Annotated in this window: 10 protein-coding genes; 2 read left to right on the plus strand and 8 right to left on the minus strand. The window is 62.6% G+C overall.

The window, feature by feature from the left end:
* Positions 1-19 precede the first annotated feature (19 nt).
* The 3 genes from EKH55_RS11545 to trpLE all read right to left on the minus strand — a co-directional run bounded on the left by EKH55_RS11545 (position 20) and on the right by trpLE (position 3,459).
* Positions 20-937: a cation diffusion facilitator family transporter gene (locus EKH55_RS11545; RefSeq protein ID WP_069458045.1), complete on the minus strand. Its 918-nt coding sequence runs from the start codon at positions 935-937 to the stop codon at positions 20-22.
* Positions 938-1,111: 174 nt separating this feature from the next.
* Positions 1,112-3,301 carry an anthranilate synthase gene (locus tag EKH55_RS11550; protein ID WP_151611543.1) on the minus strand — a complete coding sequence of 730 codons (2,190 nt, stop codon included), beginning with the start codon at positions 3,299-3,301 and terminating at the stop codon, positions 1,112-1,114.
* Positions 3,302-3,414: 113 nt separating this feature from the next.
* Complete coding sequence (gene trpLE / locus EKH55_RS30270) at positions 3,415-3,459, minus strand: trpE operon leader peptide TrpLE (RefSeq protein ID WP_178385072.1); 45 nt, start codon at positions 3,457-3,459, stop codon at positions 3,415-3,417.
* Between the two features lie 258 nt (positions 3,460-3,717).
* Between trpLE and EKH55_RS11555 the strand changes: the two genes are divergently transcribed.
* Positions 3,718-4,530 carry an extensin-like domain-containing protein gene (locus EKH55_RS11555; RefSeq protein WP_069458047.1) on the plus strand — a complete coding sequence of 271 codons (813 nt, stop codon included), beginning with the start codon at positions 3,718-3,720 and terminating at the stop codon, positions 4,528-4,530.
* A 28-nt stretch (positions 4,531-4,558) separates the two neighbouring features.
* Here EKH55_RS11555 and EKH55_RS11560 read toward each other — a convergent pair whose 3' ends face one another.
* Positions 4,559-5,017, minus strand: coding sequence for a YiiD C-terminal domain-containing protein (locus EKH55_RS11560; protein WP_069458048.1), 459 nt, complete (start codon positions 5,015-5,017; stop codon positions 4,559-4,561).
* Positions 5,018-5,317: 300 nt separating this feature from the next.
* On the opposite strand from EKH55_RS11560, the gene EKH55_RS11565 reads away from it, so the two are divergent.
* Entirely contained in the window at positions 5,318-5,827 is a 510-nt protein-coding gene (locus tag EKH55_RS11565; protein WP_069458049.1) for a DUF1993 domain-containing protein, read from the plus strand.
* 386 nt (positions 5,828-6,213) lie between these two features.
* On the opposite strand, the gene EKH55_RS11570 is transcribed toward EKH55_RS11565, so the two are convergent.
* The 4 genes from EKH55_RS11570 to EKH55_RS11585 all read right to left on the minus strand — a co-directional run bounded on the left by EKH55_RS11570 (position 6,214) and on the right by EKH55_RS11585 (position 12,468).
* Positions 6,214-7,893 (minus strand): formate--tetrahydrofolate ligase, encoded by a 1,680-nt coding sequence (locus EKH55_RS11570; RefSeq protein WP_151611544.1) that lies wholly within the window; start codon positions 7,891-7,893, stop codon positions 6,214-6,216.
* A gap of 95 nt (positions 7,894-7,988) precedes the next feature.
* Positions 7,989-9,206, minus strand: a complete 1,218-nt coding sequence (locus EKH55_RS11575; protein WP_151611545.1) for a DUF2333 family protein — start codon at positions 9,204-9,206, stop codon at positions 7,989-7,991.
* Positions 9,207-9,209: 3 nt separating this feature from the next.
* Positions 9,210-10,499, minus strand: coding sequence for a DUF6638 family protein (locus tag EKH55_RS11580; protein ID WP_069458052.1), 1,290 nt, complete (start codon positions 10,497-10,499; stop codon positions 9,210-9,212).
* 52 nt (positions 10,500-10,551) lie between these two features.
* A complete protein-coding gene (locus EKH55_RS11585) occupies positions 10,552-12,468 on the minus strand; it encodes an AAA family ATPase (RefSeq protein ID WP_151611546.1) in 1,917 nt (638 codons plus the stop codon).
* Positions 12,469-12,471: the final 3 nt, after the last annotated feature.

Below are 12,471 nucleotides of genomic sequence, written 5' to 3' on the forward strand. Positions count from 1 at the left end.
GACAGCATTGCACGTCCAGTCAGCCGCGCGGTGCCGTGGTCTTGACGCGCACGCCGTGCGCCTTCTCGCCCTCCGGCTCGACGTGAATGGCGATCCGCGCCCCCGGGTGAACGACACGGATCGCATCCTCGATGCGATCGCATATATCATGGGCTTCGCCAACCGGCATCGCCTCCGGCACCACCATGTGAAAATCCACGAAGGTCGCCGGGCCCGCCTGCCGCGTCTTTAAGTCGTGAACGCCGAGCGAGCCCTCGGCATTGTCCGCGATGGCCCGCTTGATCGCCTCCTCTTCCTGCGCCGGCACGGCCCTGTCCATCAGCCCGTCGATCGAGCGCGAGATGACCTTCCAGCCCTGCCAGAGGATATTGCCGGCGACGACCACCGCAAGCAGCGGATCGAGGATCGCGTAACCGGTGGCAAGTGCCAGGAGAAGGCCGACAAGCACGCCCGCCGAGGTCACGACATCCGACACGATATGGTGACCATCGGCGCTGAGCGCCGGCGAGCGATGGCGCCTGCCCGCCCGGATCAACAGATAGGCCCAGGCGGCGTTGATCACGCCGGCACCGAAATTGATCGCAAGACCGAGTGCGGGCGCATCCAGCATGGAGGGCGCCATCATCTCCGGCACAGCCTCCCAGATGATCAGGAGCGCCGCGACGACGATCAGCACGCCTTCGATGACCGCGGAAAAATACTCCGCCTTGTGGTGGCCGAACGGGTGTGTCGCATCCGCCGGCTTCGCGGCATAGCCGATCATCATATAGGCGATCACCGCAGCGATGACGTTGACGGTGGATTCCAGTCCGTCCGAGAGAAGAGCCACCGAGTCCGTCACCCACCAGGCGAGCATCTTCAGCCCCATGACGCCAAGAGAAAGCGGCATGCCCCAGAAGGCGAGCCTCAGGACTGTTCGGTTGTCGGGCGCGGTCATCTCATTCCTCTGCAGATGCAAACGAGTTGCAAATGCATGCCTATTCAAACGCAAAACCGCCCGCGCGGGTTTTCGCGCAGGCGGGTCGTCGTCACCATGGGCGATTTCGGACGGATTGTCAAAGGGCGGTCACCGCCCGCGCGCCTCTGCCGCAGGTAGTCGAAATGTGTCGCCCTAGGCCGCCTTGATCTTCGCGCGCTTGGCCAGATGCGCCACCACGTTTTCGATCATCCGCATGCCGGCGTCACCGCCGAGCGTCATGATCGATTCGGGGTGAAACTGCACCGCGGCCACGGGTTCCTTCATGTGCTCGATGCCCATGATCGTGCCGTCCTCACTCTCGGCCGTTATCGTGAACTCACGCGGCAGGCTCGATGGGTCGGCGAAGATAGAATGGTAGCGTCCGACCGTCACCTCGCGGCCGAGGCCGGAAAAGACGATGCCCGGTTCCAACACCCGAATGCGCGAGGGCTTGCCATGCATTGGGATCGCCAATTGCCGAAGGTCTCCGCCATAAGCTTCCGCCAGCGCCTGCAGGCCGAGGCAGACGCCGAAAATCGGCAACTCGCGCGCCCGCGCCTTCTTGATCGTCGCCTTGCAGTCGAAGTCCTTCGGGCTGCCGGGGCCGGGCGAAAGCACGACGAGGTCCGGCTTGACCCGATCGAAGATCTCCTCGGCGACCGGCGTGCGCACCGTCGTGACGGTAGCACCGGTCTGGCGGAAATAATTGGCCAGCGTGTGGACGAAGCTGTCCTCGTGGTCGACGAGCAGGATTTTGACCCCGGCGCCGACCGGGGCCACGTCGCGCGCGGCCTTGGCGCTGTTGGTGGATTTCGCATCGCGAATGGCGGCAATCATGGCGGAGGCCTTCAGTTCGGTTTCGGCTTCTTCCTCTTCGGGGCTGGAATCATAAAGCAGCGTCGCGCCCGCCCGCACCTCGGCAATCCCGTCCTTGATCCGGATCGTGCGCAGCGTCAGGCCGGTGTTCATGTCGCCATTGAAGCCGACCATGCCGATCGCGCCGCCATACCAGGCGCGCGGGCTCTTCTCGTGGCTCTCGATGAAGCGCATCGCCCAGAGCTTAGGCGCCCCGGTCACGGTCACCGCCCAGGCATGGCTCAGAAAGCCGTCGAAGGCGTCCATATCGTCGCGCAGGCGCCCCTCGATATGATCGACCGTGTGGATCAGCCGCGAATACATCTCGATCTGACGGCGGCCGATCACCTTCACCGATCCCGGCACGCAGACGCGGCTCTTGTCGTTGCGATCCACATCCGAGCACATGGTGAGCTCGGACTCGTCCTTCTTCGAGTTCAGGAGCTTGAGGATCTGCTCGCTGTCGGCAATCGGATCGTCGCCGCGCTTGATTGTCCCGGAAATCGGGCAGGTCTCGATGCGGCGGCCAGACACACGCACGAACATCTCCGGCGAGGCACCGACGAGATATTCCTGGTTTCCGAGGTTGATGAAAAAGGAATAAGGCGACGGATTGATCGCCTTCAGCCGGTTGGAGATTTCCGAAGGGCGGCTTTCGCAGCGCTCGTAGAACTTCTGCCCCGGAACCACTTCGAAAAGATCGCCGCGGCGGAAGCTCTCCTTCGCCTTGACGACAAGCTCGGCATATTCGCCCGGCCGATGGTCCCCGTGCGGCGGAATGCTGTCGACGATGCGGAACGGTTCCGGCGCGATGTCGGCCGCCTTGCCTTCGGTCGAAAGTCCACCTCCCGCAAAGTCATAGCGGTCGATCCAGGCCCTTGCCGCATAGTGATCTACGACGAGGATCTCATCGGGCAGGAAGAGGACCATGTCGCGCTGGTCCTGCGGCCGCTCAAGCTTGAGTTCGATCGAGTCGAACTGGAAGGCGAGATCGTAGCCGAAGGCGCCATAGAGGCCGAGGCTCGCATCCTCTTCCGAATGGAAGAGGTTGGTCACCGCGCGGAGCACGGTGAAGACGGTTGGCATCTTCGAGCGTTCTTCCTCGGTGAAAACGCGGTCGGGCTCGTCGATGGTAACGTCGAGACGACGCGCGGTCCGGTCCCCGAGCGTGATGTCGACCACGGACTTCAGGTGCTCGGCGACAAGCGCCAGCAGCACTTCGCCGCGCTCATTATAGGCTTCGATCCAGAGCGAACGGCCGAACGAAGAAATGGCAAGCGGCGGATCGACGACGGCAGTGTCCCAGCGGGTGTAACGGCCGGGATATTCGTAGTTGGAGGAGAACACAGCGCCGCGTCTCTCGTCGAGCCTTTCGACATAGCCGGCGATCGCGTCCGTATAGGAGGCTTCGCGCCGCCTGCGGGTGACGACGATGCCGCCCCGGGTGGTGTAGCTTTCCGCGCCGTCTTCCAGAATTACCGTTGCCATTCGTCTCGCTCCGTCAAAGCCCGGTCTTTCCACGCGGCCCGAATACGAAAAAGCCGCCTCGAAATCTCCGGGCGGCTTCATGTCTCAATCACGCATGACTGGTCAAGGCCGCTTCAGCGGACCCACCACCAGACCGAAATGTTGCGTGCGGTTGCCATGGGCGAAACTGTTAGCCTGCCTTTGGACGGCGTGCAAGCGGGAAAAGCATTGGTTGAATAGGACGGCCACCGCCGGACCGTCCAGCCTTCCGGACCTCAGAAGCGCTGACCAGAGAGTCCCGGAAGGTGCGTCTCGGCTCGGAATGATATTGCGACGGCTGCGAGTATACCCCTCTCCTCAGTTTCAGCACATTTTGACGGAGGATTGTTCCCTTGCGCTCGGCACGTTCGACCGCGACGCGAACGGAAGGTCCCCGCATGCGCCACGCCGGACTCATATTGCTCTGCTCCTTGATCGCCTGCGGCGCGACCCTGCCTCAGCAGGGGCCGGTGCCAGCGGAGAAACCCGAAAACAGCAGTAAGCCGACTCCGGCGCCGAAACCTGCGGCGCCGACCGACAATGACAGTTCCGCAACCGGGAAGACCGAGTCCGGCCGCGACTTGCCTGCCGGCTGGAAGGACGATGCCATTGACGCCGTGCCGCCGGTGATCGTCGAAATCGAGAAGGAAGATGAAGGTGCCTACCGAGCCTGCCTCGCCGCGCTTCGCACCCTCGGCGCCTCATTCACCGAAGGCGCGCGCATCGACGACGGCAAGGGTTGCGGCATCGACAAGCCGATCGAAGTCAACGAAATTCTGCCGGGCACGTCGCTGAAGCCGGAGGGCACGATGCGCTGCGAAACGGCGCTGGCGCTTGCCCGTTGGACCAGGGAGACCGCGGCTCCGGCCGCGAAGGTCGCCTTCGGCCCGGATGCGGCCATCGGGAGCCTCAATCAGGCCTCTTCCTACGTCTGCCGTCTCAGGAACAACGGCAGCACCGGCAAGATATCCGAACACGCGCGTGGCAACGCCATCGATATTGCCTCCATCACACTGAAGGATGGCAAAACGATCGACATCCAGCCGCGCGACGACGACGGTACGCTAACCGGCGCCTTTCAGCGCGCCATCACCGCCACCGCCTGCCTCTATTTCACCACCGTGCTCGATCCCGGCAGCGATGCGGCGCACGAGACGCATCTGCATTTCGACGTCATCGAACGGAAGAACGGTTATCGGTATTGCCGTTGACAATATTGCATCAGCGACGAATCTCCCCTCAGCCGCCCCCACTCTCGTACCCGAGCGCGACGAATACGCCGGAAAAGCATCCCGCGACCTCTCCTTCGCCCATGAGCTCGGCCGTGACCGTCAGTCGCGCGCGGCCGTGCCGCTCCAGGAGGCGCATGAACCCCGGCCATTGATCCGGGTCTTCAAGGCTCGAGCGCGCCGAAAAGCCGCCGGCGACGGGCTTCAGGTAATCCATGCGGTTGCTCTGGATCACCAACCGGCTGTTGACGCCGCTCAACCGCAGCCGCAGATGGAGGAGCGACCAGGCGGCGAGGATCGACAGCGCCGAGGCGCTGCCGCCGAAGACCGTTTCGCGATGGTTGATGTTCGGTGCGAGCGGTGCCTGAAGAACCACATGCCCCCACTCCAGCGCCGCCACCTCGACCTGCATGGCGGCGGAGAGCGGAATATGGGCATGGAGGTATTCCCGCAGTTCCGAGGGTGTCATAATGCCTCCTATGGTTGGCCACGGACCAGTGGCCGGGCAGAACTCACTTCTACCGCATCGGCCCGAAAATCGTACCCGATTTTCGGAAAGCTCGATGCGCAGATTCAAAGCGTTAGCGTCCTTTGCGCGTCTGAAAGCGTCTGAAAGACGCGCGGCGCTGCAATCGGGAGCCGAGCTACGGCACGTTGCGGCGTCTTTTCGCGCAAACCTCGCCGCGCCCGATTGAAACCTCTCCCAACCGCCACGATCTAAGGGCGGCCAAGCATTTTTCTGCAAGCACAAACCTATCGAGGAACATCCATGCCGCTCCCCATGTACGCACTCATCGTCCCCGCCTTCACCCGCGGCTTTACGGCCCTCGACGGACTTCTGGGCAAGGCCGAAGCGTTCGCCACCGAGAGGGGCATGCCGCTCGCGGAGCTCTTCGACGCGCGGCTCGCGCCGGACATGCTGCCGCTCGCTGGCCAGATTCAGCGGGCGAGCGACACGGCGAAGAACGCGATCGGGCGGTTGACGACGCTCGAGGCGCCACGCCTTCCCGATGACGAACAGGATTTCGCGGCACTGCACGAGCGGATCGCCAGGACGATGGCCTTTATCGAGACCGTGAAACCCGAGCATCTCGACGGCAGCGAGACCCGTGAGGTGACGCTCAGCTTCCCCAACCTCAAGGTGACGTTCAGCGGCGGCGATTACCTCCTGCAGTTCGTGCTGCCGAACTTCTATTTCCACGTCACCACTACCTACGACATCCTGCGCCACAAAGGCGTACCGATCGGCAAGGCGGACTTCATCGGCCACCTCGGCTAACCCGCATTTCTCACACTCCTTGCGCCTTGCGTTGGATTTTGGCGAGTTGGATGCAGGCGAAAGCCGCGAAAAGCGTAGCCCGTCCTACGGTTGAGCGGCTTTCGCCCGGAGGCAGCCGCCATAATCCAACCCTGCGGGCCGGTTGAAAATGGCGACTGTGTGCGTCGCATGACTTGCCCGATGAGCCACATCGGGCTGCACGATTCTCCTACCCTGTCCCCATTTTGAACCGGCGCAGGGCACAAGGAGTGTGAGAATGCGGGCTAGGCCAGGATCTACGGCGCAGCGCGTCTTTTCAGACGCGCAAAGGTCCAAAGGTCGCTGTAACTCTTTGAATCTGCGCATCGAGCTTTCCGAAAATCGGGTACGATTCTCGGGCCGATGCGTTAAAACAGCCCTTCGATGTAGCCCGCTTCGTTGAGGCGGATCCTCTCGGACGAGGGCACTTTCGGCAGGCCCGGCATTGTCATGATCTCGCCGGTGATGACGACGATGAAGCCGGCGCCTGCCGCGAGCCGCACCTCGCGGATCGGCACCGCATGCCCGCTCGGTGCGCCGCGCAGGTTGGGGTCGGTGGAAAAGGAATATTGCGTTTTGGCCATGCAGATCGGCAGATAGCCATAGCCCTGGTCTTCCCAGGTCCGGAGCTGCTCGCGCACCAGCTTGTCGGCTATGACCTCGCTCGCATGGTAGATATCCTTGGCGATGGTCTCGATCTTCTGGAAGAGCGGCATTTCATCTGGATAGAGCGGCGAGAACTGCGAATGGCCGGCATTGGCGAGTTCGACGACCTTCAAGGCCAGATCCTCGATGCCAGCTGAGCCTTCGGCCCAGTGCTTGCAGAGCACCGCCTCGGACCCGAGCGTCCTCACATAGTCCTTGATCGCCTGGATCTCTGCTTCCGTGTCGGTCGTGAAATGGTTGATCGCGACCAGTGCCGGAACGCCGAATTTCTTGACGTTCTGCACGTGCCGCCCGAGATTGGCGCACCCCTTCTTCAAGGCCTCGACATTCTCCTTGCCGAGATCTTCCCTCTTCACCCCGCCATTCATCTTGATCGCCCTGACGGTTGCGACGATCACTGCGGCGTCCGGCTTGAGTCCGGCCTTGCGGCACTTGATGTCGAAGAATTTTTCCGCTCCGAGATCGGCCCCGAAGCCCGCTTCCGTCACGACGTAATCGGCGAGCTTCAGCGCGGTTGTCGTCGCCACCACCGAGTTGCAGCCATGGGCGATATTGGCAAAAGGGCCGCCATGGACGAAAGCCGGATTGTTCTCGAGCGTCTGCACCAGGTTCGGCTGCATGGCGTCCTTGAGCAGCACGGCCATGGCGCCGTCCGCCTTGATCTCGCGGGCGAAAACCGGGCTCTTGTCGCGCCGGTAGCCGATGATGATGTTGCCGAGGCGTCTTTCGAGGTCCCGGATGTCCGTCGCCAGACACAGGATCGCCATGACTTCGGAGGCGACGGTGATGTCGAAACCCGTCTCGCGTGGATAGCCATTGGCAACACCGCCAAGCGCGCCGACGATCTGGCGCAGCGCCCGGTCGTTCATGTCCATCACCCGCCGCCAGGCAACGCGGCGGGTATCGATCGCCTGTTCGTTGCCCCAATAGATGTGATTGTCGATCAGCGCAGCGAGCAGGTTGTGCGCCGAGGTGATGGCGTGAAAATCGCCCGTGAAATGTAGATTGATGTCCTCCATAGGCACCACCTGGGCATAGCCGCCGCCGGCGGCACCGCCCTTGATGCCGAAGCAGGGGCCGAGCGAAGCTTCGCGGATGCAGACGATTGCCTTCTTGCCAATACGGCTCAGACCGTCGCCAAGCCCGACGGTGGTCGTCGTCTTGCCCTCACCCGCCGGGGTCGGGTTGATCGCCGTCACAAGGATTAGCCGCCCGTTCTTCCTTTCTTTCTGCGCGGCGATGAACTCCGCGCTCACCTTCGCCTTGTCGTGCCCATAGGGAAGCAGGTGCTCCGGCGGAATGCCGAGCTTCGCACCGATTTCCATGATCGGCTTCTTCGTCGCGGCGCGCGCGATCTCGATGTCGGATTTGACGTGCCCCATGGCTCCCCTCAATTTGTGTTCGCACGGCTCGCGCATTCAACCTCCTCCGCCGAATGCGCTTGCGTTTGCTTGTTCTTACGCTGACATGAAGTCCGTCAGCGGGCAAGAATGTCGCGCATTTCCACGAGATTGGACCGAACACGGAGAATGTAGAAACCCATGGTTGCGAGGTGCGTCGGCATGATCCAGCCGTCCTCGCGGCCATTCGAGATGATCAGCGGTTGGATACGCAGCGCGGCGCGAAGCTGCTTCATCGTTTCCGTATAGATCGGCGTCAGCCCCCGCTGCGTGACGACATTCTCGAAATCGGCGCCCGCCGCCGACAGGATGCCGTAATAGCCGTAGAGTTGGCCGAATGAGAACCAGAAGCGGTCGTCCGCCCGCGTGTCGAACCAGCCGCCATTGTGCAACTCGGAGCGCTCGCGAATGATCGCCGACGTATTGCCGAGGTCGCTCGCGATGCGATCCAGGAATTCGACCAGATTGTCCGACCGCCCATCGAAGACCGCATCGCACTTGCCGAGAGATACATTGAACTTCCTGAGGTCGCGCATGGCGGCGCGATAGAAGCTGGGAGTCGGTGTTTTCGGGCCGAACGGGCTGATGCCGAAATACCAGGTCTCCTCGTCGAACTGGATATTGCCGCGCGCGCTCTGCAGGTCGTTGTTGATTCCGGAAGTGCCGCGGACGCGGCCGAGCGAGTCGACCAGTTCCACGGCCGTGCGCCGCACCGCCTGATTGATGCCGCGCTGGAACGATGCCTTGTTGTCGAGCCAGGGCGTATCGTCCCAGTCGAGCCCGAAAAAGCCGATCTTGTAGGCAAGCATCGAGGATATCCAGGCGTTCTGGTTGACATTGAAGTCGATGAGATCGGCTGCAACATCGACGATTGCGGAGTGCTGGCAGGCGGTCCCGGCGGGCAGCTGCGCGACGGCCAGCGATTCAGGCGTCGAGGTCCCTGCATCGAGCGCTGCCCGGTTGGCGGGGGTCACATCGGCCGATTGCCCGGTCGTCGTCGCCCCCGGACCACTGACCGGCGAGCCGGCCGGTGTCTTGCGTTCGGCGAGCTTGTAGCGGTCGACGTAATCCGGATCGAAATTGGTCCAGGCCTGCGTCTGCCAGATGAAATAGCCGTAGAAGAGGACAAAGGCGAGCAGGATGAGCGCGATTGGCCCTTTGATGATCCAACTTCTTCCGCGGTACCAGTTGCCAAGCGCGACGAAGGGCCAGGCGAGCCACGCCACTACCAACCCGATGCCCCGGCCGATCGCCGTGAAGACACGCTGAAAGAACGCAACGATCGGATCGAACATCTTCTATTCCTCTTTGAGACCGTAGAGCTTGTGGCGGAAGGCGGCCTTGTCCTTGAGATATGTGCCCGTCAACGTCGCAACAACATATTCCCGAAACTTTTCGCTGTAGCCTTCATAAGCGCTGTAGAAGCCCTGCTTGTCGAAAACGAAGCGCGAGACGAAATCGCGCGGGACGAGTTGTGAAACGAGGCGGTTGACGAGCCACTGGTCCGGGTGATCGGGCGCGGCCCTTACCAGCAGGAAGCGATGTGCCGGGGCGATTTCCTGCATTTTGACCGTGCCGGTCGCGGCGATCGCCCGCGACATTTCCTGCAGGAAAGGATAGATGCCGTCCCGCGCTACCAGCGCGGCATTGCGGTGAATCCACGTCTGCAGCCAGATTCGATCGGCATTGACCAGGTCGGCGTCCGGATCGGCCTCGTTGATCAGCCCGCGAACGGCCATGTCCGCCCGGTGCTGGAACAGGCCGGAGTGCTCCACCCAGGAGGCCTGCGGCAATTGCAGCCGGTTCGTCGCAGCCAGGAAATCGTAGATGCGCGCATGATCGGAGATCGCGATATAACTCACCTGCCAGGGCCGCGAGCGACGAAAGCCCGGCGCCGACGGATCGCAGATCACCGTCGTCGTCTTCGCGTCCAGGAAGACATAGACGCCGCCGAAGTGGTTCGCCCAGAAGGCCTGGTGGCGGAAGATGAGTTGGTCGGGCACCAGTGCATTCTGCCGGATGTCGCCGGTCGTCTGCGCCAGTTCCACCATCCGCCCGAGCATCGCGTCGTCCGCCCAGGCGTTCGGCACCTTCTTCAAACGGTCGATGAGCTCGCGAAGTTCGGCCGCCTTGCCGAGCATGCCTTCGGCCGAGAGCACCCGGAACCGCACCTCGTTGATCGACAAGAGATCGTCGATGTCCTTGACGACGGAGACCGTATCCTCGATCTCTCCATAGAGAGCGTCTTTGATCGTCACCGCGTGGATTGCACGGCTGTTTGCATTGAAGAATTCGTGCATCAACGCCGCAGTGTTGGAAAAGCTCGTGTGCACCACCGGCAGCTCCCCCTGCGCCGGCGTCAGGATGATGAAGCGCCGGTTCACCCGATTGGGATCGAGATAATCCTGGTCCCCCAATTCATAGGCAATCTCCGGCGAGAAGCCGGTCATGTCGATGCTGAAGCGCGGAAGCGCCGTCGGCCTGAGGCCGAAGCCTTCGAGCGCCTTGTTGTAGCGCGCAATAAGGTGCGGCTCGGAAATATCGAGCAGCCGCCCGTAAATGAGCTCGGCTTCCAGGAGGCGCTTCATTGTGGAACGCTCCGCAAGACGCGGACGTCCCGTTCGCTGACCAATGCCGCCATCAACTCTGCCACCTGCCGGCGCGCTTCATTGCCTCGATCTCGTGGATCGCCTTCTCGCGCTGGCGTTCGCGGCGAATGATGTCGGCGATCGCTGCGTCGTCGGTTTTGTCAGTGTATCGGAATTCGCTGTCGGCATAGCGGTTGATTTCCTGCAGCACCATGTCGATGGTGATCGGGCCGCGGAGATCCTCGATCATTGCCCTCTTCTCCTCATAGGATTTGTGCATGAAGGAGGCCGCATCCTCGAACCAGTCGTCCGGCAGTTCGACATCCATCGCCCGCATCTTGATCGCGTCGGTGATGTTCCTGATGGCGCGGCCGGTGAAGCGGGGTTCGGCCTCCTTTATCCGATGCAGATAGGCACCGACATCGGCAAGCGTGGCGACCTTGCCCCTTTCCTTCTCAAAACGTTCCCAGACGGCGACGAGCCCATCCTCCTGCGGCCGCGAATGCGCCGCATAAGATTGCGTGACGGCCCGCTTGATCTCCTGGCCGGCATAGAGCTCGTGCTCTCCCAACGGGATCTGATGGTTGTTGCCGACGAGCAGCGCAAAAATGTCGATGTAGTCCGCCTCCGTCTGCGGCCCGTCGACCAGCCAGCGCGCACCGGCCCGCTGACGCAGCGCATCGTCGACATTCTCCGGATGGTTCGAAAACATGCCGAAGGTGCAATTGCCGCGAATGACGGTCGAGGCGCCGGCGAAGCTCTCCATTAGAACCGCGGTCACCTCATGCTGACCGGCCGAGGCGCGGTCGTCGGAACGCTTCGCCGTCACCTGGTCGACATCGTCGATCGTGCCGAAACCGATCGCGCGCGGGTTCATGACGTTATTGACGAACTCCTTGCAGTTCTGGCCCGATTTGCCCTGGTATGAGGAAATCTGGTCGACACCGAAGTTCTCGTAATGGAGGGCATAGCCGGCGACGCCGCAATAGTCGTGCAGCATGCCGGCAAGCATCTGGATCAGGATCGTCTTGCCGGTGCCCGGCATACCGTCGCCGATGAAGGTGAAAAGGAAGCCGCCGAGTTCGACGAACGGGTTCATCTGCCGGTCGAAGTCATAGGCCACCAGCATTTTGGCAAGCTTCAGCGCCTGATATTTGGCGATGTGGTTGCCGATGATCTCCTCCGGCTTCTTGAAGGTCATCACAAGCGGCTTGCGCTTCTGCCCGGGCGCGACGTCGAAGCCGTTGAGCGTGAAGTCGTCCTGGTCGAGCCGGATGTGCACAGTCTCGAAGTTCTGCAATCCCGTGAAGCGCGCCTTGCGGGCGAGCAATCCGTCGATCGCCACGCGTGAAAAGGCGCGGGTTCGGGCCGTCAGGGCAAGCTCGTCGGGCGCGCCCGCGATGCTGCGGTCGAGCGCCGCCACCATGCTTTTCAAGGCGTCCTGGGGGGTGTCGATAAGAAAGTCCGGCTCGGCGGCATCGTCGACCGGCTCCCCCTCCCCCTGCAAGGTCGCGCCGAGATAGGCGGCGAGCGTGAAGGCGGCGACATAGGCCGACGCCGCAAGCAGCGCCTTGAACCGCTCCGCATCCTCCCCGGCGAGCGGTGCAGTCGAATTGCGCGCCTGCAACTGTTCGAGACTCGTCTGCCGCGCGAATACGTCGGCAACCGCCAGCGCCACCTGGATGCCGCGGCGGACGCGGTAGAGCACGGCGTGCTGCGCCGGAGAGAGTAGCGGATCTGCGCCGCGGATCGATTGAACGGTGCGGGCAAGCTCGACCTCCCGCGTGCGGCGCTGGCCGCCCGTCGACACGGTCGAGACGAAGCGGCGCCCGGTACCGGCAAGCGGCGCGCCATTTGGACCATCGACCCGCTCGAGGATGATGAGCTTGGTGACGAGGCTCTGGGCGATCGCCTGGTGCTTGGCAATGTCGTCCTCGTGGAGCGTCGTCAGGCCCGCGTTCAAAGTCATCGC

Source organism: Sinorhizobium alkalisoli, from assembly GCF_008932245.1.
In the GTDB taxonomy this organism is placed as follows: Bacteria; Pseudomonadota; Alphaproteobacteria; order Rhizobiales; family Rhizobiaceae; genus Sinorhizobium; species Sinorhizobium alkalisoli.

What these genes read in the sequence shown, in the direction of transcription:
- EKH55_RS11545 (WP_069458045.1), bottom strand. Translation starts at nt 937, where the DNA reads ATGACCGCGCCCGACAACCGAACAGTCCTGAGGCTCGCCTTCTGGGGC.
- EKH55_RS11550 (WP_151611543.1), bottom strand. Translation starts at nt 3,301, where the DNA reads ATGGCAACGGTAATTCTGGAAGACGGCGCGGAAAGCTACACCACCCGG.
- EKH55_RS11555 (WP_069458047.1), top strand. Translation starts at nt 3,718, where the DNA reads ATGCGCCACGCCGGACTCATATTGCTCTGCTCCTTGATCGCCTGCGGC.
- EKH55_RS11560 (WP_069458048.1), bottom strand. Translation starts at nt 5,017, where the DNA reads ATGACACCCTCGGAACTGCGGGAATACCTCCATGCCCATATTCCGCTC.
- EKH55_RS11565 (WP_069458049.1), top strand. Translation starts at nt 5,318, where the DNA reads ATGCCGCTCCCCATGTACGCACTCATCGTCCCCGCCTTCACCCGCGGC.
- EKH55_RS11570 (WP_151611544.1), bottom strand. Translation starts at nt 7,893, where the DNA reads ATGGGGCACGTCAAATCCGACATCGAGATCGCGCGCGCCGCGACGAAG.
- EKH55_RS11575 (WP_151611545.1), bottom strand. Translation starts at nt 9,206, where the DNA reads ATGTTCGATCCGATCGTTGCGTTCTTTCAGCGTGTCTTCACGGCGATC.
- EKH55_RS11580 (WP_069458052.1), bottom strand. Translation starts at nt 10,499, where the DNA reads ATGAAGCGCCTCCTGGAAGCCGAGCTCATTTACGGGCGGCTGCTCGAT.
- EKH55_RS11585 (WP_151611546.1), bottom strand. Translation starts at nt 12,468, where the DNA reads ATGACTTTGAACGCGGGCCTGACGACGCTCCACGAGGACGACATTGCC.